The organism is Aquabacter sp. DMC10 (genome assembly GCF_056314145.1).
Window position 1 is genome coordinate 327,886 of the sequence record NZ_JBQUYX010000003.1, and the last position, 20,491, is coordinate 348,376.

A 20,491-nucleotide genomic window follows, 5' to 3' on the forward strand; every position below is an offset into this window, starting at 1 on the left:
GTCGGGGCTTTCCCCATCCCCCCGCGGATACCCTTTCTCTCCTTACGATGCGTCAGGCGCCGGGGCGGCGGCGATGCGCTCCGCCTCAAGGTTCAGCGCCTTGGCGGCTTTCAGCGGCTTCACGAAGGGCACGGGCTCGGCCTTGGGCGCGTTGAAATGCAGGAGCCCCATGCCCGCATAGGGCCCGCTCGCCAGTTCAAGCGCAAAGCGCTCCGCGTCGCGGCGGCGGATGTCGGCGATGGTCTCGCCGGCTTCCTCCTCCGACAGGCCGAGATATTCCAGCGCCGCCTGGCCGAACACGAAGGCGGATTCGGAGGTCTCGCGCTGCTGGAAGTCCACCCGCGCGTGCACCAATTCCGCCGCATGCTGGCGGTCATAGGCGCGCACCATGAGCCCGGCATGGGGGAAGGTGCTTTTGACCACGGCGACGATGTGGTTGGCGGCGTGGCGGTCGTTCACGCACACCGCGATCAGCCGGGCGGTGTGGGCGCCGGCCGCGTGCAGCACGTCGAGATTGGTGCCGTCGCCATAATAGACGCGGAAGCCGAACTTGGTGGCGTTGCGGATCATCTCCGGGTCGCGGTCGATGATGGTCACGTCGAGCCCCCGCGCCAGCAGCCCTTGCGAGGCCACCTGTCCGAACCGGCCGAACCCCACCAGCAGCACCGAGCCGGTGAGCCCGTCCGGCACCTCCAGCCCGTCCGTGTCCACCGCCTTCGCCGGCACGAGGCGGCGGGCGGCCAGCACGGTGAGCGGGGTCAGAACCATGGAGAGGATGACGGTGGAGGACATGATGGCGTGGGTCATGGGGTCGAACAGCCCCGCGCCCGCCGCCGCCGCATAAAGCACGAAGGCGAACTCCCCGCCTTGCGCGAACAACGCCGCCCGGTTGATGGCTTCGTGCCTGTCGGCGCCGAACAGCAGGGCCACGGCGCAGATGCCGATGGCCTTCACCACCATGAAGGCAATGACCGCCGCCGCCACCAGCATCCACTGGCTGACGACCACGCCCAGATCCAGCGACATGCCCACGGCCATGAAGAACAGGCCCAGCAGCAGCCCCCGGAACGGCTCGATGTCCGCCTCCAATTGATGGCGGAAGGAGGAGCCCGACAACAGCACCCCGGCGAGGAACGCCCCCATGGCCATGGAGAGGCCGGACACCTGCATGAGAAGCGCCGTGCCCAGCACCACCGTGAGGGCGGCCGCTGTCATGATCTCCCGGGCGCGGGCGGCGGCGAGCAAGGCAAAGAGCGGATTGAGCAGCCAGCGCCCCACCGCCACCACGGCGGCCACGCACCCCACCGCAATGCCAAGCGCCATCCAGCCCGATCCCGCCTCATGCGCGCCGGCCGGCGCGAGAAGCGCTACGCAGGCCAGCAGCGGCACGATGGCCAGGTCCTCCAGCAGCAGGATGGAGACGGCCCGCTGGCCTGCGGGCGTGGAGGTCTCCCCGCTCTCGTCGAGGATCTGCATGATGGCGGCGGTGGAAGAGAGCACGAAGCCCATGGCGGCGATGAAGGCCACCGGCGCGGACAGCCCGGCCAGCACCCCGATTCCGGTCAGAAGCGCCCCGCACGCTAGCACCTGCGCGGCGCCCAGGCCGAAAATCTCGCGCCTGAGGCTCCACAGGCGCGCCGGGCGCATTTCCAGGCCGATGATGAAGAGGAACATCACCACGCCCAGCTCGGCGAAATGCAGGATGGCCTCGGGCTCGCTCACCATCCGCACGCCGAACGGGCCGATCACGAGGCCCGCCGCCAGGTAGCCGAGGACCGAGCCGAAGCCCAGCCGCTTGAACAAGGGCGCACCCACCACGCCCGCCCCCAGCACGGCCACCGCCTGCACCAGGTCGAATCCCGACTGCTCCGCCAAAGGGAAGTCCTCGCCGCTGTTAGGGAACCGCAAGCGGCCCCCACCGCCAGCCGGCCCATTGTGGGCCATCATGCCGCAGCGCGCGACCCATTTCTTGACCCAGCGTAAGACCTTACCGCGCCGCCATGAGCGCTGCCGGTCGCGGTGAAGGGGCGGGTCCGCGGGCCAACGCCCGGCGGGCGGCGCGGTGAGGCCGGGATGTCAACGAATGTCCGCGCCTAAAGGTTGCGCGATCCTTGATCGTGCGCCTTATGGGTGTTAAGCCTAGTCATACATTGCATCTGCGCGCATTGCTTCAATATTTCGGGTCATGCGCTCAACGGTGGGGGCTGCAGTGGCATCAACGATCTATTTTCACGAAGACGCACCGCAATATACATTGGCGCATGACGGTAGCTCATTTATTTATTTTGGCTCGATAAGCTTGAATTATCTTCCATATTCCTTTGATAAACGAAAGCAAATATCGTCCCTCGTCGATAACATGGGGTTCGAGTTTGTTCTCTACGCTTCCGATGGCCTGTACAGGGAAGCGGCCGCCAATGGGGCGCCCTGGGTCTCCAAGGGAACGGTCAACGGCGTGACGCTTTGGAGTCCAGACGATAAGCCCATCATCACAGCTCAAAACATCAGCATGAATCTGACCGATCTCCTTCCGTTTTTCCAAGATCCATGGGTGGGGACGACGTGGTCGGAATGGTTTAATTTCACGTCCATCTTTGATGGTGATAATAATATTTATCTGGGCGGAACCCGCAATCAGTTCGTGAACAGTGGCTCTGGGCGGGATGTCATTTATGGCGGGCCGGGCGATGACATCGTCGCCAGCTGGGGCGTGTCGCGCTTTTTCGGCGGGCAAGGCAATGACGCGGCGCAGATCTCCTTGGATTTTTCGACAACGAGCTTCCAAAACGAGATGGCGCAGGGGCGGCTGACTTTGCTGTCGACGGGCACCCTGACAACCGTCCGCTACAAAATGGAAGGCTTTGACCCGGTTCTCTTTTTCATGTCGGGAGTGGAAAACGTCCAATTCACAACGGGCGTGGAGGTGGTGACCGACTGGAAATATAATGACGGCGATATGGCGGTATACACCGTTCAGAATATTCGCCCTCAATTCTTCATTGGTGATTTCAACGGCGACGGGAAGGCTGACATCCCGTTGCAGAATGATGATAAGCTTGCGGTCTGGCTGATGAGCGGCCTGTCCCTTCAGGGGGGAGGCACCATTGCAGCCTTGGGGGCGGGATGGTTCGGTGTCTCCGCGGGCGACTTCGACGGCGACGGCCGCGACGACCTTCTGCTGCAGAACGGCAACAAGATTGCACAATGGCAACTGAATGGGGCGTCCCTCGGCACGAACGGGATGGTCGCCACCATCAATGACGGCTGGATGATCGCGGGCACGGGCGATTTCAACGGCGATAAGAAGAGCGACATTCTCGTCCAGAATGAGCAGAAGCTGGCGTTGTGGCAGATGGATGGCCTGACGCTCGCCAAGGACCTGTTCATCAACACCCTGGGGGAGGGATGGGGCGTCGCCGGGCTGGCCGACTTCAACGGCGATGGCCGCAGCGACATCCTCCTGCAGGCCGGCCAGAATCTCGCTGTCTGGCTGATGAATGGATCCCAGATCGCCGGGGGCGGAAACATCGCGACCCTGGGGGCTGGATGGCGGGTGGTCGGCACCGGCGATTTCACCCATGACGGCAAGGCCGACATTCTGCTTCAGAAGGATCAACTTCTGGCGCTCTGGCAAATGGATGGAAAGTCCCTCGTGGGGGGCGGGAACATCTACGCCATGGGCAATGGCTGGAACGTCGCCAGCAATGGGGATTTCAATGGCGACGGCTACGACGACGTCCTGCTGCAAAATGGCTCGCAGTTCGCGGAATGGCTGATGCACGGCACCACCATCGTCGGCGGGGGAAATGTGGTCGCGCCCCTGGGCGCCGGCTGGGATATTCTCTGAGCCGGGCTCTGCCAGGGCGTGCACGCCTTCCCCTCTCCCCCTGAACGCGCATAGGGCGCGCGCAGGGGGTGAGGTTTGCGGCGGATGGCTGATGGTGCCCCCTACCGCGCCGCCCGCAGCGCCGCTGCGGCCGCCACCGGGCCCAGCACCAGGGCGAACAAGGCAAGGCCCAGCAGGATCTGGAACGGCGTGCCGAAGGGCACGGGGCCGGAGACCGCCGCCGAGGTGGCCGAGACCGCGAAGATGAGGACGGGGATCGCCAAGGGCAGCACCAGCACCGCGATCAAGAGTCCCCCCCGCCGGAAGGCACCTGCGAAGGCCGCGCCGATGAGGCCGAGGGCGGTGACCGCGGGCGTGCCCACCAGGAGGGTGGCCACCACCGCGCCGATGGCGGTGGGGTCCAGGTTCAGCATCAGGGCGAGGACCGGGGCCGCCACCACCAGAGGCAGGCCGGTGGCGAGCCAGTGGGCGAGGCCCTTGGCGGCGGCCACCAGCTCCAAAGGCAGCACCGCGCCGGCCAGCACGTCGAGCGTGCCGTCCTCCACATCCTGGGCAAACAGGCGCTCCAGGCCGATGAGGGAGGCGAGCAGGGCGCCGATCCACAGGATCGCCGGGCCGATGCGGGCGAGCAGGATCATGTCCGGCCCCACCGCGAAGGGCACGATGGTGACCACCGACAGGAAGAAGACGACGCCCAGCCCCGCGCCGCCGCCGGCTTTGAGGGCCAGCGCGAGGTCGCGGCGCACCAGCGCCAGGAAGGCGGCGATCATGCCGGCCTCCCGATGGGGAGTTCGCGGGCGGTGTCGCCAAGGTCGAGCGGCGCATGGGTGGCGGCGAGGATGAGGCCGCCGGCGGCCAGATGAGCGCGGCCCAGCGCCGCGAATCGGGCCTGGGCGGCGACATCGAGAGCGGTCGTGGGCTCGTCCAGGATCCAGGCCGGGCGGCGGGCCACCAGCAGCCGGGCGATGGCGAGGCGCCGCTTCTGGCCGGCGGAAAGCACGGCCGCCGGCAGGCGCCCGAGGCCGCCGAGGCCCACTTCCTCCAGGGCCTCGTCCACGGGAAGGCCGGGGGACCCCAGCACATCACGCCAGAACGAGAGATTGTCGGCCACCGAGAGGGCGCCCTTCACCGCGTCCTGATGGCCGAGATAATGGACATGTTCGCTTTGCGCCGTCTCTCCGGGCAGGCCCTCCAGCCGCACGCGGCCGGAATTGGCCCCCAGGAGCCCGGCCATGACGCGCAGGAGCGAGGATTTTCCCGCCCCGTTGGGGCCGACGACGATGAGCGCCTCCCCGGAGCGCACGGCAAAGCTAAGGCCCGAGAAGAGCAGGCGAAGTCCTCGCTGCAGGGCGAGATCCTCGGCGCGCAGAACCGCGTCCGACCAGGGCATGGCCTCGGGGCATGGCAGATCCCGCTTTAGATGCATTGCACATTCGCTCGTCTTAGCGCATGACCGCGCTTTGAAATGGCTCTATAAAGCGGCTGAACCGCACCGTCCAAGGTGGCCGGGCACCACTCTCCCGGTTTCCGAAGCGGTTTGCGTCGGTCGATCATCGAACCGGAGACTACCCGCCGTGACTTCCCTCGACAGCTTCCAGTGCCGCACCACCCTCAAGGTGGACGATAAGGAATACGTCTATTACAGCCTTGAAGCGGCCGAGAAAAATGGTCTCACGGGGATTTCCCGCTTGCCCTTCTCCATGAAGGTGCTGCTGGAGAACCTGCTGCGCTTCGAGGATGGCCGCTCGGTCACCAAGGACGACGTGCTCTCCGTGGCCGAATGGCTGGTCTCCCGCGGCAAGGCCGAGCGCGAGATCGCCTATCGCCCGGCGCGCGTGCTGATGCAGGACTTCACCGGTGTCCCGGCGGTGGTGGACCTGGCGGCCATGCGCGACGCGATGGTTAATCTCGGCGGTGATCCCGAGCGCATCAACCCGCTGGTGCCCGTGGATCTGGTCATCGACCACTCGGTGATCGTGAATTATTTCGGCGACAATGCCGCGTTCAAGAAGAACGTGGACGAGGAATACAAGCAGAACCAGGAGCGCTACCGCTTCCTGAAGTGGGGCCAGAACGCGTTCGACAATTTCCGCGTCGTGCCCCCCGGCACCGGCATCTGCCACCAGGTGAACCTGGAATATCTCGCCCAGACCGTGTGGACGCGGAAGGAAGAGATCGACGGCCACAAGGTGACGGTGGCCTATCCCGACACGCTGGTGGGCACCGACAGCCACACCACCATGGTGAACGGCCTCGGCGTGCTCGGCTGGGGCGTGGGCGGCATTGAGGCCGAGGCGGCCATGCTGGGCCAGCCCATCTCCATGCTCATCCCCGAGGTGATCGGCTTCAAGCTGTTCGGCAAGCTCAACGAGGGCATCACCGCCACCGATCTGGTGCTCACCGTCACCCAGATGCTGCGCAAGAAGGGCGTGGTGGGCAAGTTCGTGGAATTCTACGGGCCGGGCCTCGAACACCTCTCCCTCGCCGACCGCGCCACCATCGCCAACATGGCCCCCGAATACGGCGCCACCTGCGGCTTCTTCCCGGTGGACCGCGAGACCATCGACTATCTCGACGAGACCGGCCGCAAGGACAGCCGCGTCGCCCTGGTGGAGGCCTATTCCAAGGCCCAGGGCATGTGGCGCAAGAAGGACACCCCCGATCCGGTGTTCACCGACACGCTGGAGCTGGACCTCGACACCGTGCTGCCCTCCATGGCCGGCCCGAAGCGTCCGCAGGACCGCGTGCTGCTCTCCGAGAGCAAGACCGGCTTCCTCGCCGCCCTGGAAGGCGAGTTCAAGAAGCCCGGCGAGGCCGCCAAGCGCGTGCCCGTCACCGGTGAGGACTTCACGCTCGGCCATGGCGACGTGACCATCGCCGCCATCACCTCCTGCACCAACACCTCCAACCCCTCGGTGCTGATCGCGGCCGGCCTGCTCGCCCGCAACGCGGTGAAGAAGGGCCTGACCCGCAAGCCGTGGGTGAAGACCTCGCTGGCGCCCGGATCCCAGGTGGTGGAAGGCTATCTGAACGCCTCCGGCCTGCAGGAAGACCTGGACAAGGTGGGCTTCAACCTGGTGGGCTTCGGCTGCACCACCTGCATCGGCAATTCCGGCCCGCTGCCGGAAGCCATCTCCGAGGCCATCAACAAGAACGATCTGGTGGCCGGCGCCGTGATCTCCGGCAACCGCAACTTCGAGGGCCGCGTGAACCCCGACGTGAAGGCGAACTACCTCGCCTCCCCGCCGCTGGTGGTGGCCTATGCCATCGCCGGTTCGCTCCAGATCGACCTGACCACCGAGCCCCTCGGCACCGGCAAGGATGGCGAGCCCGTCTATCTCAAGGATATCTGGCCCTCCAACAAGGAGATCGCGGCCTATATCCGTGAGAACATCACCAAGAAGATGTTCAAGGAAAAGTATTCCGACGTCTTCAAGGGCGACGAGAACTGGCAGAAGATCGAGGTGCCCACCGGCCAGACCTATGCCTGGCAGGATAGCTCCACCTATGTGCAGAACCCGCCTTACTTCGTCGGCATGACGAAGGAGCCGGTTCCGGTGAAGGACATCCTGGACGCCCGCATCATGGGCCTGTTCCTGGATTCCATCACCACCGACCACATCTCGCCCGCCGGCTCCATCAAGCAGGCCTCGCCTGCCGGCCAGTATCTGATCGAGCACCAGGTTCGCCCGGTGGACTTCAACCAGTACGGCACCCGCCGCGGCAACCACGAAGTCATGATGCGCGGCACCTTCGCCAACATCCGCATCAAGAACCAGATGGTGCCGGGCGTGGAAGGCGGCGTGACCATCCACTATCCCGATGGCGCGCAGATGCCCATCTATGACGCCGCCATGCTCTACAAGTCCGAGGGCGTGCCACTGGTGGTGTTCGCCGGCAAGGAATACGGCACCGGCTCGTCGCGCGACTGGGCGGCCAAGGGCACCAAGCTGCTGGGCGTGCGCGCCGTGGTGGCCCAGTCCTTCGAGCGTATCCATCGGTCGAACCTGGTGGGCATGGGCATCGTCCCGCTGGTCTTCAAGGACGGCGAGAGCTGGCAGACGCTGGGCCTGAAGGGCGACGAGATCGTCACCCTCAAGGGCATCGAGGGCGACCTCAAGCCCCGCCAGATGCTCACCGCCGAGATCAAGTTCGCCGATGGCCGCGTGGAGAATGTGGAGCTGGTCTGCCGCATCGATACGCTCGACGAGCTGGATTACTTCCGCAATGGCGGCATCCTGCCCTACGTGCTGCGCTCGCTGGCGGCGTGAGCCTGACGGCGGCGCCTCCGGGCGCCGCCTCTCTTAGAAAAGTGCGGGCAGTCCGTCGCGACGCGGTTGCGGCCTTACTTTCCTGGTGCCGCCGTCATGGCCGGGCTTGTCCCGGCCATCCACGGGGGCCAGGAACGGCCCTGTTGCCTTGCGTGAGCGGACGGCGCGTGGATGCCCGGGACAAGCCCGGGCATGACGTTTCAAGGGATGGGCTCGCGTCTGTGCCTGCCGCATGTCGGTGTTACCGGCCGCGCCGCTTCGACGCGGCCTTTTTCGCATCTGGCCGCCCGTGGGTGTGGCTCCCTTGCACCCTCCGGTGAGGCATCGCCGTCTCACCGCGAAGTGAGTAGCCTCGCCCCCGGCGGCGGCCTAAGCCTGAACCTCCCGTTCCTGAAAGGTCGAACCGCCGCAGATGAGCCCGTTCCGCGCCCGTTCCCTCCTTCTGGCCCTCTCGCTGGCCACCGCCCTTCCCGGCGGCGTGGCGCGGGCGGCGGATCAGAAGCCCAAGGCGGTGGTCGAGCTTTTCACCAGCCAGGGCTGCGCCTCCTGTCCGCCCGCCGACACGCTGCTCTCGGAGCTGGCCACCGATCCGCAGGTGATCGCGCTCACCCTGGCGGTGGACTATTGGGACTATGTGGGCTGGAAGGACACGCTGGCCAAGCACGGCCATTCCCTGCGCCAGCGCGCCTATGCGGACCTGCGCGGCGACCGCATGATCTATACGCCGCAAATGGTGGTGGATGGGGTCGTCGCCGCCAAGGGCAGCGATCGCCGGTCGGTTGAGAAGGCCATCACCCGCGCCCGTGCCGACGAGGCCATTTTGTCGGTGCCGGTGAAGCTCTCGCGGGAGAAGGATGCGCTGATTATCGAACTGCCGGCGGCCGAAGGGCATGGCGCCGATCCGGCCAAGGCCGTGCCGGCGCCCGCCGCCGCGCCCGCGCCGGGCCAGACCCCCGCCCCGGCGGGGCAGGCGGACCCGGTCAAGGCCGCAGAGGCAACCGTCGCTTCGCCCCCGGCGGCGGCACCCACGGGCGAGATCTCGCCCACCGGGACCGCCCATGTGCCCGTGGTCTCCGACATTTCCGCCGACGTGTGGGTCTGCCCGGTCATCGCCAGCCAGACGGTCTCCATCGGGCGTGGCGAGAACGCCGGCAAGACGGTGACCTATACCAATATCGTGCGCGGCTGGATCCGGCTGGGACCCTGGACCGGCGGCGCCGCCCGCTATGAGCTGGATCTGAGCCGCATCCAGCAAGAGGGCATCGATCAGGTGGTGGTGATGGTGCAGAGCGGCTCGCCTGGCGCGCCCGGCCCCATCCTGGGCGCCGCCAAGCTCGCGCTCCCCTGAAATCCTGATCTGTCCTGAAAGAGGGGGGACGGCGCGTGCCCCGCGCCGGAGGTCGCCTTGCGCCTGGGCGGGCCATGCAGCGGACAAGAAAAAAGGCCGCCGGAGCGACCTTTTCAGGAGGGGTACCATCTTGAAGTGTGTAGCAGTGGCCGGTCCGCTGCACCGCCCCGGGGGGCTGGGGGGCTGGGATAGACCGGAGCGGCGGCGAACCGGCCCTGCTACGGATATGAAGATCGCCCCCGCCGACGGCGAGGGCATGGCCCAATTGGGACAAGACTGTGATTTCCGTTGACGACCCCGTGATCGGGTTTTCAGCCGGCTTTCCATCGCCCTTGCCAGGCGCGCCCATCGGGCCGATCATGCCGCCGGGGCGGATCAAACGGTCCTCGGCGCCGTTGCTGGGTCAGGATCGGATCACACGTTCCGCCCTCGGACCCGAGCACGGGGCGCCCCGGCGCCGCCATGGTCGCAATTCGTGCGATCGCCAGACGAAGGAGGCCCGATGGGAGACGTTGAACCCATACGCACCGCCGCATCTCCGGCCGCCACCCCACATTCCGGCCCCACCCCGCCCGCGCCCGCCCGCGTGACCTTCGACCGGCGGGAACTGGACCGCATTCTCGACCTCTACGGCCGCATGGTGGCCGCCGGCGAGTGGCGGGACTATGCCATCGACTTCCTGAAGGACAAGGCGGTCTTCTCCATCTTCCGGCGCGCCATGGATGTGCCGCTCTACCGCATCGAGAAAGACCCCAAGCTCGCCCGCAAGCAGGGCGCCTATAGCGTCATCTCCCAGACCGGCCTGATTTTGAAGCGCGGGCCGGAACTGCCCCGCGTGCTGGCCGTGCTGGAAAAGCCCCTGCGCACCATCGGCTGACCCCGGCGGGCGCGGGGAGAGGGACAGCAAGGGTTGTTTGCGGCGGGAGGGTCGGGCATCGTGCGCACCGTTTCGCAGGATGCCCCGATGTCTGTTGCCCCCCGCCCGATCAAGCCCGGCGACCATGTGTTCCTGGTCGATGGCTCGTCCTTTGTGTTTCGGGCCTATTTCCAGTCCATCAATCAGGACCGAAAGTACAATTTCCGCTCGGACCGGCTGCCCACCGGGGCGGTGCGCCTGTTCTGCACCAAGCTGCTGCAATTCATCCGCGAAGGCGCCGTGGGCATCCGGCCGACGCACCTCGCCATCATCTTCGACAAGTCGGAAGATTCCTTCCGCAAGGAAATCTATCCCGACTACAAGGCCAACCGCTCCGATCCCCCGGACGAACTGATTCCCCAATTCCCCCTCATGCGCGAGGCGGTCAAAGCCTTCGGCCTGATCCCAGTGGAAATGGCCCGCTTTGAGGCCGACGACCTCATCGCCACCTATGCGGTCCAGGCGGCCAAGGCGGGCGCCGACGTGCTGGTGGTCTCCGCCGACAAGGATCTCATGCAGATCGTGGGCGAGCGGGTCGCCATGTATGACCCGGCCTCGGGCGAGGCGGGCGGGCGCGGCGCGCGGCCGGAGCGGCGCATCGGCTTGCAGGAGGTGGTGGACTATTTCGGCGTGCCGCCGGAAAAGGTCACGGACGTTCAGGCGCTGGCCGGCGACAGCACGGACAATGTGCCCGGCGTGCCCGGCATCGGCATCAAGACCGCCGCCACCCTGATCCAGGATTATGGCGACCTGGAATCGCTGCTCGCCCGCGCCGGCGAGATCAAGCAGCCCAAGCGCCGCGAATCGCTCCTCGACCCCGCCAACCAGGAGAAGGCCCGCATCTCCAAGCGCCTGGTGACGCTGGACTGCGCCGTCCCCGTGGAAGTGCCGCTGGAGGACCTGGTCCTTGAGGAGCCGGACGCGAGGCGCCTCGTGGCCTTCCTGAAGGCCATGGAATTCACCACCATCACCCGGCGCGTGGCCGAGGCCTATGGGGTGGAGGCGGGGGAGATCGACCCCGATCCGCTGCTCGCCCCCGGCGGCGGCGCCGTGCCCGCTCTGCCAGCCGGCCCCGCCGAGCCGGTGGCCCCCGCCGCTGCTGATGCGCGCCCCGCTGGCGCCGCGCCGGCCCCCTCCGGCCGCCCGCAGCTTCTCTCGCCCTCCGACCTCGTCGCCTCCCGCGCCGCCGAGGCCCGCGCCGAGAAGGTGGACCGCTCCCGCTACGCCATGCTCACCAGTGCGGCGGAGCTGGCCGACTGGTGCGCCCGCGCCCGCGACCAGGGCTATGTGGCGTTTGACACGGAGACCACGGGCATCGACAGCCAGCAGGCGGATCTGGTGGGCGTCTCCCTGGCGCTGGCGCCCAATGTGGCCTGCTACATTCCCCTCGCCCATGTGGGGGCGGGCGATGGCCTCTTCAGCGAGGGCCGGCTGCCCAACCAGATCCCGTTCCAGGATGCCCTGGCGCTCCTGAAGCCCCTGTTCGAGGATGTGGGCACCCTGAAGATCGGCCACAACGTCAAGTATGACGCGGCCATCCTCGCCCGCTATGGCATTGAGGTGGCGCCCATCGACTGCACCATGTGCATGTCCTATGCGCTCGATGCCGGCCGCACCAATCACGGCATGGACGACCTATCGGTGCGCCATCTCGGCCACCAGCCCATCGCCTTCACCGAGGTGGCCGGCAAGGGCAAGGGGCAGATCACCTTCGACAAGGTGCCGCTGGACGCCGCCACCGCCTATGCGGCCGAGGATGCGGACGTGACCTTGCGCCTGTGGCGGGTGTTGAAGCCGCGCCTGCCGGCGGACGGCATGACCACGGTCTATGAGACCCTGGAACGCCCGCTCATCCCGGTGCTCGGCCGCATGGAGGCGCGGGGCGTCTCCATCGACAGGTCTTTGCTCTCGCGCCTCTCCGGCGAGTTCGCCCAGGGCGCGGCGCGCATTGAGGACGAGATCGCCGAGATTGCCGGCGAGCGGCTGAATGTGGGCTCGCCCAAGCAGATCGGCGACATATTGTTCGGCCGCATGGGCCTGCCGGGCGCCACCAAGACCCCCACGGGCGCCTGGTCCACCAAGGCCAATGTGCTGGAGGAACTGGCCGAGGCCGGCCATCCCCTGCCGAAGAAGATCCTGGACTGGCGCCAGCTGGCCAAGCTACGCTCCACCTATACGGATGCGCTGCCCGGCTATGTGAACCCGCGCACGGGGCGGGTGCACACCTCCTATGCGCTTGCGGCCACCACGACGGGGCGCCTGTCCTCCTCCGAGCCCAACCTCCAGAACATCCCCATCCGCACCGAGGAAGGCCGCCGCATCCGCCGCGCCTTCGTGGCGGAGAAGGGCTACAAGCTGGTCTCGGCGGATTATTCGCAGATCGAATTGCGGCTGCTCGCCGAGATCGCCGAGATCCCCTCCTTGCGGCAGGCGTTCAAGGACGGGCTCGACATCCACGCCTTGACCGCCTCGGAGATGTTCGGCGTGCCGGTGGAGGGCATGCCGAGCGAGGTGCGCCGCCGGGCCAAAGCCATCAATTTCGGCATCATCTACGGCATCTCGGCCTTCGGCTTGGCCAACCAGCTGGGCATTCCGCGCGAAGAGGCCGGGCTCTATATCCGCCGCTATTTCGAGCGCTTCCCCGGCATCCGCGCCTATATGGACGAGACCAAGGCCTATTGCCGCGAGCATGGCTATGTGACGACCCTGTTCGGCCGCCGCTGCCATTATCCCGACATCGCCGCCTCGAACCCCTCCGTGCGTGCCTTCAACGAACGCGCCGCCATCAATGCCCGCCTCCAGGGCACCGCCGCCGACATCATCCGCCGCGCCATGATCCGCATGGAAGGGGCGCTGGACGAGGCCGGCCTCTCCGCCCGCATGCTCCTGCAAGTGCATGACGAACTGGTGTTCGAGGTGCCCGAGGCGGAAGTTGAGGCCACGCTGCCTCTGGTGCGCCACGTGATGGAAACCGCCGCGCTGCCGGCCGTGTCGCTGGCCGTGCCGTTGAAGGTGGAGGCGAGCGCGGCGGATAATTGGGACGAGGCGCACTGAGGGCGTCAGGCACTCTGTTTAGAGGCTCGTCGATCCCTCGAAATGTCATGCCCGGGCTTGTCCCGGGCATCCACGCCCATCCTCTCGCGCAAGGCCATAGGCCCGTTCCCGGCCCGACCCGTGGATGGCCGGGACAAGCCCGGCCATGACGGTTCTCTTGATGAGACGCGTTCAGGCTCGTGGGAACGGCGACGGGTCCCCGGCGCAGCGCGGCAAGTGGAACTTGCGAGGCGCCATCAAAACACCCGAACCGCCCCACGTTCCACTTCGCTCTTGAGCGCCGGGTGGAGGCTGTCGCGGGTGGCGAGGTCCACAGGCACGCCCAGCCGATCCTCGATCAAGAGCTTGATTTCAGCCAGGTCCACCAGGCTGAAGCCTGCGGCGCTGTCAAAATCCAGGAACAGGTCGAGATCGCTGTCCGCCCGAGCCTCGCCGCGCGCCGTGGAGCCGAAGAGATAGAGCCCCGTCGCCCCGCTGGCGCGGACGTCATCGGCGCAGGCGCGCAGGTGGGTGAGGGCGAGGGTGCGATCCATTGCGCAATGATAGCGCAGCGATGGGCGGGAGAGAACGCTCCCCACCGCCCCCGCTTGCCGCGCGCGTCATCCCGTCCCACATTGGAGGGGAAGCGCTCCTGACATTCTCTTCGCCACCTTCGGGCTTGCTCCCGGCGCGTGCGCGGTTCATGTGGGGCCGCAACGGAAATGGCCGCCGGGGCACGGGCTCTTGGGCGGCGCAGCGTGCATGGACGACAAGATGGCCCCACCGGCCGACAAGATCCTTCCCCCCCGCGCCCCGCGCCCCACGGCGAGCGGGCGCATGGAGACGCTGGCGCGGCTGCCGGTCTTCTTTGCGCTGGCCGGCAAGCCGGTGGTGGTGGCCGGCGGCGGGCCGCCCGCCGTGTGGAAGGCCGAGCTATTATGTGCCGCCGGCGCGGTGGTGAAGGTCTATGCGGCTCATGCCTGCGACGAGATGGTGACGCTGGCCGCCGAGATGGCGCAGCCGGACGAGGGGCGCGAGGGCGTCATCCACCTCATCGAACGGGCCTGGACAGGGCACGACCTTGAAGGCGCGGCCCTTGCCATTGCCGATGCCGAGGATGACGGGGAGGCGGAGGCCTTCCGCGCCGCCGCTAAAGGAGCAGGCGTCCCGGTCAATGTGATCGACAAGCCGGCCTTCTGCGACTTCGCCTTCGGGGCCATCGTCAACCGTTCGCCCCTCGTGGTGGGCATCTCCACCGATGGCGCCGCCCCGGTCTTCGGGCAGGCGGTGCGGGCGAAGATCGAGGCCATTCTGCCGCTGGGGTTTCGCCGGTGGGCGCAGGCGGCGCAGCGCTGGCGGGGGGCGGTGTCCCAGCTGGGCCTCTCCTTCCATGGCCGCCGGCATTTCTGGGAAGCCTTCACCGCCCGCGCGCTGGCCACCCCCGAGCGGGCGCCCGACGAGCGGGACCGGGCCGAACTGATCGCGCTGGCCGAAACCGAGCGCACCGCGCCCGAGACCGGCTCCGTGGTGCTGGTGGGCGCCGGGCCGGGCGATCCCGAGCTCCTGACGCTGAAGGCCGTGCGGGCGCTGCAATCGGCCGAGGTGGTGCTTTATGACGACCTCGTCTCCGGCGAGGTGCTGGATTTCGCCCGCCGCGAGGCCAAGAAGATGCTGGTGGGCAAGACCGGCTATGGCCCCTCCTGCAAGCAGAGCGACATCAACACGCTGATGGTGTCGCTGGCCAAGGAGGGCCGCCGTGTGGTGCGCCTGAAGGGCGGCGACCCCATGATCTTCGGCCGGGCCGGGGAGGAGATCACCGCCTGCCGTCGCGCCGGCATTCCGGTGGAAGTGGTGCCCGGCATTTCCTCGCCCCAGGGCGCGGCGAGCCGGCTGGTGACTTCGCTGACCCATCGCGACCATGCGAGGCGGCTGCAATTGGTCACCGCCCATGCCCGCAACGGCAAGCTGCCGGAGGATCTGGACTTCAAGGCCCTGTCCGACCCGGCCGCCACCACCGTCGTCTATATGCCCCGCCGCACTCTGGCGGAGCTGGTGAGCCGGCTCACGGACGCCGGCATCGACCCTCAAGTCCCGGCGCTGGCGGTCTTCTCCGTCAGCCGCCCGCAGGAGGTGGTGGTGAGCGCCCCGTTGGGCGGTCTTGCGGAGGCGGTGGACAAGGCGGTGGCGGAGGGGGCGGAAGGCCCGTGCCTCGTGCTCTACGGCTTCGCCCTCGCCGAGGGCCTCGCCGCGCAGGAGAGCGAACGGCGCGCGGCGCCCTGATCCGGCCTTCAAGGCGGGGCTTGTGATGGAGAAGCCCGCGCGCGGCGCGGTGGCTTCAAGAAGGTTTTGGGAACCATGGCGTTTTCACCGGAGGAGATCGAGCGCTACGCCCGGCACATCGTGCTGCGCGACGTGGGCGGGCCGGGCCAGCAGAAGCTGAAGGCGGCGCGCGTGCTGGTGGTGGGCGCCGGCGGGCTCGGCGCGCCCGCTCTGCTCTATCTTGCCGCCGCTGGCGTGGGGCACATCGCGCTGGTGGATGATGACGAGGTGTCCCTCTCCAATCTCCAGCGGCAGGTGATCCACGGTACGCCCGACATCGGCCGGCCCAAGGTGGAGAGCGCCCGCGACCGCGTGGCCGCGCTCAACCCCCATGTGGAGATGACGCTCCACGCCACCCGCCTCACCCCCGCCAATGCCATGGAGCTGATCGCATCTGTGGACGTGGTGCTGGACGGCTCGGACAATTTCGCCACCCGCTATCTGGTGTCGGATGCCTGCGCGCTGGCCGGCCGCACTTTGGTGACCGCCGCGCTCGGCACCTTCGATGCCACCGTCACCACCCTGAAGCCCCATGAGAGGGGGCCGGACGGCACGCTTTATCCCACCTATCGCTGCCTCTTCCCCGAGCCGCCGCCGCCCGGCACGGTGGCGCCCTGCGCGGAAGCGGGGGTGCTGGGGGCTTTGGCGGGGATTGCCGGGTCGCTGGCGGCGCTGGAAGTCATCCGCGCCATTGTCGGCTTCGGCGAGGGGCTGGTGGGCAAGCTCCTGATGATCGACGCGCTCTCCATGCGCTTCGAGACGCTCGAATACGCCTATGACCCCGACAACCCGCTCACCGGCACCGGCGCGCGCATCACCGATCTGTCGGAGCACGCGCTGCGGGCGCACGGCCTTGAGGAGGAGCCGACGGCCTGAGCTTCGGCCTTAAGCGCGCGTTTCCAGCAGCGCTTGGGCGGAGCGGTGCTTTCCCACCACCGCGCCGAGCCAGTTCACCGAGGCCAGCGCCGCCAGCAGCGCGTCGCGGCGGGAGGGCAGGGCGCGCCCCGAGAAATAGCTCACCGGCGTCCAGGCTCCGCCATCCTCGGTGTCGCGGCGGAATTCCTCGAAGCCGCAGGTGCCGTCCGGCCGCTCGAACAGGTCGACGCAGCGGTCATGGTGCTCGTTCTCGAGGCTGATGAAGACCAGCCAGCTCTTGTCGATGCGCCGCGACATGCCTGCCTCTCCCCTTCCGGCCCGCAGGGCGCGGCGGTCCCGCCTCAGGCCGCGCGCATCTCGTCCAGGAAGGCGCGGATGGAGGCGCCGTCCACATCCTTGGCGATGAAGGCGGCGCCGATGCCGCGCACCAGGATGAAGGTCAGCGCCCCCCGGCTCACCTTCTTGTCCTGGGCGATGAGGGCCATGAGGCCGTCCGTGTCCGGCAAGTCGCCCGGCACGTCGGCGATGCGGGTGGGCAGACCCACGGCTTCCAGGTGTCGGGTGGCGCGCACCGCATCCTGGCCGGAGCACAGGCCCATCTTGGCGGAATAGGAGAAAGCCAGCGCCATGCCGATGGCCACCGCCTCGCCATGGAGCAGCCGCTGGGAGAAGCCGGCGCCCGCCTCCAGCGCATGGCCGAAGGTGTGGCCGAGATTGAGGAGGGCGCGGTCGCCGGTCTCCTTCTCGTCGCGGGCGACGATGGCGGCCTTGGCGGCGCAGGAGGCGGCCACCGCCTCCACCCGCGCCGGGCCGCCGGAAATCACGTCGCGGCCATTCTGTTCCAGCCACTCGAAGAAGGGCGCATCGCCAAGCAGGCCGTATTTGGTCACTTCCGCATAGCCGGCGCGCACCTCGCGGGCGGGGAGCGTGTCGAGGGCCGCGGTGTCGGCGATCACCAGCACCGGCTGGTGGAAGGCGCCGATGAGATTCTTGCCCTGGGGGGAATTGATGCCGGTCTTGCCGCCCACGGAGGAATCCACCTGGGAGAGCAAGGTGGTCGGCGCCTGCACCACGTCCACGCCCCGGCGCACCACGGCGGCGGCGAAGCCGGCGAGATCCCCCACCACGCCCCCGCCCAGCGCCAGCACCAGGTCGCGCCGCTCGATGCGGGCGGCGATCAGGCCCTCGGTGACCTGTTCGAGGCCCGCATAGCCCTTGGTCTTCTCGCCCGGCGCCACAAGGATGACGGAGGAGGGGATGCCGGCGGCGGCGAGCGAGGCCTCCACCGTCTTGAGATGATGGTTCGCCACGTTGGTGTCGGTGACGATGGCCACCCGCGCGCCCGGCCGAAGGGCGGCGATGCGCGCGCCGATCTCGGTCAGCAGGCCTGGGCCAATGGCGATCTCATAGGGCCGCCCGGCCAGGTCCACGCGCACCAGGCGCGGTTCGGCGGGCGAGGGGGCGGCGGCGGGCTCAGACATGGGACTTCCTTGAACGAAGGACGGCGTCAGGAGGCGCTGGAATCACCGGTCGGGGCCGTGCTCTGGGTGTGGCGCAGAAGGGCGGTAATCACGTCCTCCACCACGGCTTCATGCACCACGTCGCGGGATTCCACGGTGACATCCGCCAGCGCATAGACCGGCTCGCGCTCGGCCTGGAGGGCGGCGAGGCGCTCACCAGCATCGCCCTGGGCGAGCAAGGGGCGGTCGGTGCGCTTCTTCACCCGGCGCAGCAGCGTGGCATGGTCCGCATGGAGCCACACCGCGATGCCGTAGCGGGAGATGTTGGCGCGGGTGTCGGCATTCATATAGGCCCCGCCGCCAGTGGCCACCACGGTCGGCCCCGCCTGGAGCAGGCGGGAGAGCACGCGCTTCTCGCCCTCGCGGAATTCGGCCTCGCCGCGCTGGGCGAAGATTTCGGGAATGCTCATGCCGGCGGCGCGCACGATTTCCTCGTCCGCGTCCAGGAACGGCAGGTTGAGGCGCTTGCCCAGGCGGCGGCCCACGGAGGACTTGCCGGCGCCCGGCATGCCCACCAGCACGATGCAGCGTCGCCCGAGCCGCGCGAGAAGCGCCTCGGCCGCCGCATCCGGCTTTTCCGTCGCTGTGGGACCCGTCACCACCTGCCTCCTGCTGCGCCGGCTCAGCGGCGCTTCTGGGGCATGGCCGATAGCACCCCCCTTTCGGCGCGGCAATGGCGGTTGAAAGCCACGCCCCACCATGTCACCTGTGAAGCACGCGCTATGTGCGCGATTCGCGGGAAGCAAAGAGGCCGCCTTGCCCAGCCTGATCCGGCTCCTTGTGGTGATCCTGGTCCTCGCCGGAGGCATCTATGGCGGGGCCTATTGGCTCGCCAACAAGGTCCAGCCCATTTCCCGCGACGTGACCTTCACGGTGCCCAACGACCGCTACAGCAAATGAGCGCGGCCGGGCCGCTGGCCCTGTTCCTGGACATGCAGGCCGTGGAACGGGCGGCGAGCCCCCATACGCTGGATGCCTATCGCCGCGACCTCGCCGATCTCGGCCAGTTCCTCGCCACCCGGGGCGTGGCGCTGGATAAAGCCGAAACGGCCGATCTGCGGGCCTATCTGGCCGATCTCTCCCAGCGCGGCATGAAGGCAACCACGGTCGCCCGCCGCCTCTCGGCGGTCCGGCAGTTCCACCGCTTCCTTTATGCGGAAGGCCATCGCGGGGATGATCCGGCGGCGGTGCTGGAAGGCCCCAAGCGCGGCCGCCCGCTGCCCAAGGTGCTCACCGAGGAGGAGGTGACGCGCCTCATCTCCACGGCACATGCCCGCGCGCAGGAGCCCGCGACCCCCGCCGAGCGGCTGCGGCGCCTGCGCACGCTCACCGTGGTGGAACTGCTTTATGCCACGGGCCTGCGCGTTTCCGAGCTGGTGGCCCTGCCGGCCAGCGCCGCCCGCAGCCGGGCCGATGCCATCGTGGTCACTGGCAAGGGCGGCAAGGACCGCCTGGTGCCGCTGGGCGGCGCCGCCAAGGTGGCCATGGCGGAATATCTGGCCGCGCGGGCGGCGGCGGGGCTGGCCGCCACCAAATGGCTGTTTCCCTCCGGCGCGGCCAGCGGCCATGTGACCCGCCAGCAGGCGGGGCGCGAATTGAAGGACCTGGCGGTGGCGGCGGAGGTGGACCCCGCCAAGCTCTCGCCCCATGTGCTGCGCCACGCCTTCGCCAGCCATCTGCTCGCCCATGGGGCGGACCTGCGCATCGTGCAGACGCTGCTGGGGCACGCGGATATTTCCACCACCCAGATCTACACCCATGTGCTCGACGAGCGCCTGAAAGCCATGGTGCGTGACCTGCACCCGCTCTCCGACGGCTCGTCGTCCTAAGGTTTTTCGATACCGCCGGCACAAGCGTCGCGGGGAAAAGCGGGCGCGCCCCTTTCATCAAGAGCCGGCCCCGCCTATATTCATGGGGCCGGCGCAAGCCGGCTATGGCGATAAACGGTTGTCGTAATAAGCCTTTCGGACCCGGGGGCAGTACCCGGCGCCTCCACCAGAGCCCGTGAAGCGCAAGCGCGCGGGCTCCGGCGGGGGCGAACCAGGATCGACGAGGGTGTAAAGGGCTTTCTTTCGCTCGGCATGGTTCCGCCGATATCGGGCCGACCTATAGTTGCGAATGACAACTATGCTCCGGTTGCCGTTGCCGCGTGAGCGGTAAAGGTACCGAAATAAAAGTCCTACCGGGTAGCACTGGCTAGGCGGGGTTCGGAGGCACCTGGCAACAGAAGCCTCCACTTCCTTCCGGGCCCGGCCGGACCTGAAGGAGGGGAATGGGCCGTTCGCCCATTCGCCGGAGGGGCGGAACCACCGGTCCTGCGGGGAATGCGCGGGGGCATCCGGCCGAAGCCCGCGCCCGGAA

The 20,491-nt window shown here is 68.0% G+C and carries 16 protein-coding genes and 1 other RNA gene; 10 read left to right on the forward strand and 7 right to left on the reverse strand.

The features are described from left to right. Window positions 1-42: 42 nt before the first annotated feature. Window positions 43-1,908, reverse strand: coding sequence for a monovalent cation:proton antiporter-2 (CPA2) family protein (locus ACT54L_RS10235; protein ID WP_476085474.1), 1,866 nt, complete (start codon window positions 1,906-1,908; stop codon window positions 43-45). A gap of 301 nt (window positions 1,909-2,209) precedes the next feature. Between ACT54L_RS10235 and ACT54L_RS10240 the strand changes: the two genes are divergently transcribed. Beyond that, the gene (locus ACT54L_RS10240) at window positions 2,210-3,847 is read left to right on the forward strand and encodes an FG-GAP repeat domain-containing protein (protein ID WP_476085475.1); all 1,638 of its coding nucleotides are present in this window, start codon (window positions 2,210-2,212) and stop codon (window positions 3,845-3,847) included. Between the two features lie 101 nt (window positions 3,848-3,948). Here ACT54L_RS10240 and ccmB read toward each other — a convergent pair whose 3' ends face one another. Together ccmB and ccmA are read right to left on the reverse strand one after the other, a co-directional pair. Next, the gene (gene ccmB, locus ACT54L_RS10245; RefSeq protein ID WP_476085476.1) at window positions 3,949-4,617 is read right to left on the reverse strand and encodes a heme exporter protein CcmB; all 669 of its coding nucleotides are present in this window, start codon (window positions 4,615-4,617) and stop codon (window positions 3,949-3,951) included. After that, complete coding sequence (gene ccmA, locus ACT54L_RS10250; protein WP_476085477.1) at window positions 4,614-5,237, reverse strand: heme ABC exporter ATP-binding protein CcmA; 624 nt, start codon at window positions 5,235-5,237, stop codon at window positions 4,614-4,616. The genes ccmB and ccmA overlap by 4 nt, the downstream gene beginning before the upstream one ends. Before the next feature lie 184 nt (window positions 5,238-5,421). Between ccmA and acnA the strand changes: the two genes are divergently transcribed. From acnA to polA, 4 genes are all read left to right on the forward strand, one after another. Beyond that, a complete protein-coding gene (gene acnA, locus ACT54L_RS10255) occupies window positions 5,422-8,118 on the forward strand; it encodes an aconitate hydratase AcnA (protein ID WP_476085478.1) in 2,697 nt (898 codons plus the stop codon). Between the two features lie 412 nt (window positions 8,119-8,530). Then, on the forward strand, window positions 8,531-9,466 hold the full coding sequence (locus tag ACT54L_RS10260; protein WP_476085479.1) for a DUF1223 domain-containing protein: 936 nt from the start codon (window positions 8,531-8,533) through the stop codon (window positions 9,464-9,466). A 502-nt stretch (window positions 9,467-9,968) separates the two neighbouring features. After that, window positions 9,969-10,343 (forward strand): DUF2794 domain-containing protein, encoded by a 375-nt coding sequence (locus tag ACT54L_RS10265; RefSeq protein ID WP_476085480.1) that lies wholly within the window; start codon window positions 9,969-9,971, stop codon window positions 10,341-10,343. Between the two features lie 87 nt (window positions 10,344-10,430). Further along, a complete protein-coding gene (gene polA, locus ACT54L_RS10270) occupies window positions 10,431-13,436 on the forward strand; it encodes a DNA polymerase I (RefSeq protein ID WP_476085481.1) in 3,006 nt (1,001 codons plus the stop codon). Window positions 13,437-13,672: 236 nt separating this feature from the next. Here polA and ACT54L_RS10275 read toward each other — a convergent pair whose 3' ends face one another. Continuing rightward, window positions 13,673-13,969 (reverse strand): nucleotidyltransferase family protein, encoded by a 297-nt coding sequence (locus tag ACT54L_RS10275; protein ID WP_476085482.1) that lies wholly within the window; start codon window positions 13,967-13,969, stop codon window positions 13,673-13,675. Between the two features lie 220 nt (window positions 13,970-14,189). Between ACT54L_RS10275 and cysG the strand changes: the two genes are divergently transcribed. Together cysG and ACT54L_RS10285 are read left to right on the forward strand one after the other, a co-directional pair. Then, window positions 14,190-15,695, forward strand: a complete 1,506-nt coding sequence (gene cysG / locus ACT54L_RS10280) for a siroheme synthase CysG (RefSeq protein WP_476085483.1) — start codon at window positions 14,190-14,192, stop codon at window positions 15,693-15,695. A 75-nt stretch (window positions 15,696-15,770) separates the two neighbouring features. Further along, window positions 15,771-16,610 carry a HesA/MoeB/ThiF family protein gene (locus tag ACT54L_RS10285; protein WP_476085484.1) on the forward strand — a complete coding sequence of 280 codons (840 nt, stop codon included), beginning with the start codon at window positions 15,771-15,773 and terminating at the stop codon, window positions 16,608-16,610. Window positions 16,611-16,619: 9 nt separating this feature from the next. Here ACT54L_RS10285 and ACT54L_RS10290 read toward each other — a convergent pair whose 3' ends face one another. Genes ACT54L_RS10290 through ACT54L_RS10300 form a run of 3 tightly spaced genes read right to left on the reverse strand, consistent with a single transcriptional unit; the run spans window position 16,620 to window position 18,729 of the window. Beyond that, window positions 16,620-16,907, reverse strand: coding sequence for a hypothetical protein (locus ACT54L_RS10290; RefSeq protein WP_476085485.1), 288 nt, complete (start codon window positions 16,905-16,907; stop codon window positions 16,620-16,622). Between the two features lie 44 nt (window positions 16,908-16,951). Next, window positions 16,952-18,091 carry a 3-dehydroquinate synthase gene (gene aroB / locus ACT54L_RS10295; RefSeq protein ID WP_476085486.1) on the reverse strand — a complete coding sequence of 380 codons (1,140 nt, stop codon included), beginning with the start codon at window positions 18,089-18,091 and terminating at the stop codon, window positions 16,952-16,954. Window positions 18,092-18,117: 26 nt separating this feature from the next. Beyond that, on the reverse strand, window positions 18,118-18,729 hold the full coding sequence (locus tag ACT54L_RS10300; RefSeq protein ID WP_476085487.1) for a shikimate kinase: 612 nt from the start codon (window positions 18,727-18,729) through the stop codon (window positions 18,118-18,120). 157 nt (window positions 18,730-18,886) lie between these two features. Here ACT54L_RS10300 and ACT54L_RS10305 point away from each other — a divergent pair, with 157 nt between their 5' ends. From ACT54L_RS10305 to ssrA, 3 genes are all read left to right on the forward strand, one after another. Continuing rightward, complete coding sequence (locus ACT54L_RS10305; RefSeq protein WP_209104164.1) at window positions 18,887-19,030, forward strand: histidine kinase; 144 nt, start codon at window positions 18,887-18,889, stop codon at window positions 19,028-19,030. Beyond that, on the forward strand, window positions 19,027-19,959 hold the full coding sequence (locus ACT54L_RS10310; RefSeq protein WP_476085488.1) for a site-specific tyrosine recombinase XerD: 933 nt from the start codon (window positions 19,027-19,029) through the stop codon (window positions 19,957-19,959). Before ACT54L_RS10305 ends, ACT54L_RS10310 begins: the two co-directional genes overlap by 4 nt. A 48-nt stretch (window positions 19,960-20,007) precedes the next feature. Then, window positions 20,008-20,368, forward strand: a transfer-messenger RNA (tmRNA) gene (ssrA, locus tag ACT54L_RS10315). The last annotated feature ends 123 nt before the right edge of the window (window positions 20,369-20,491 follow it).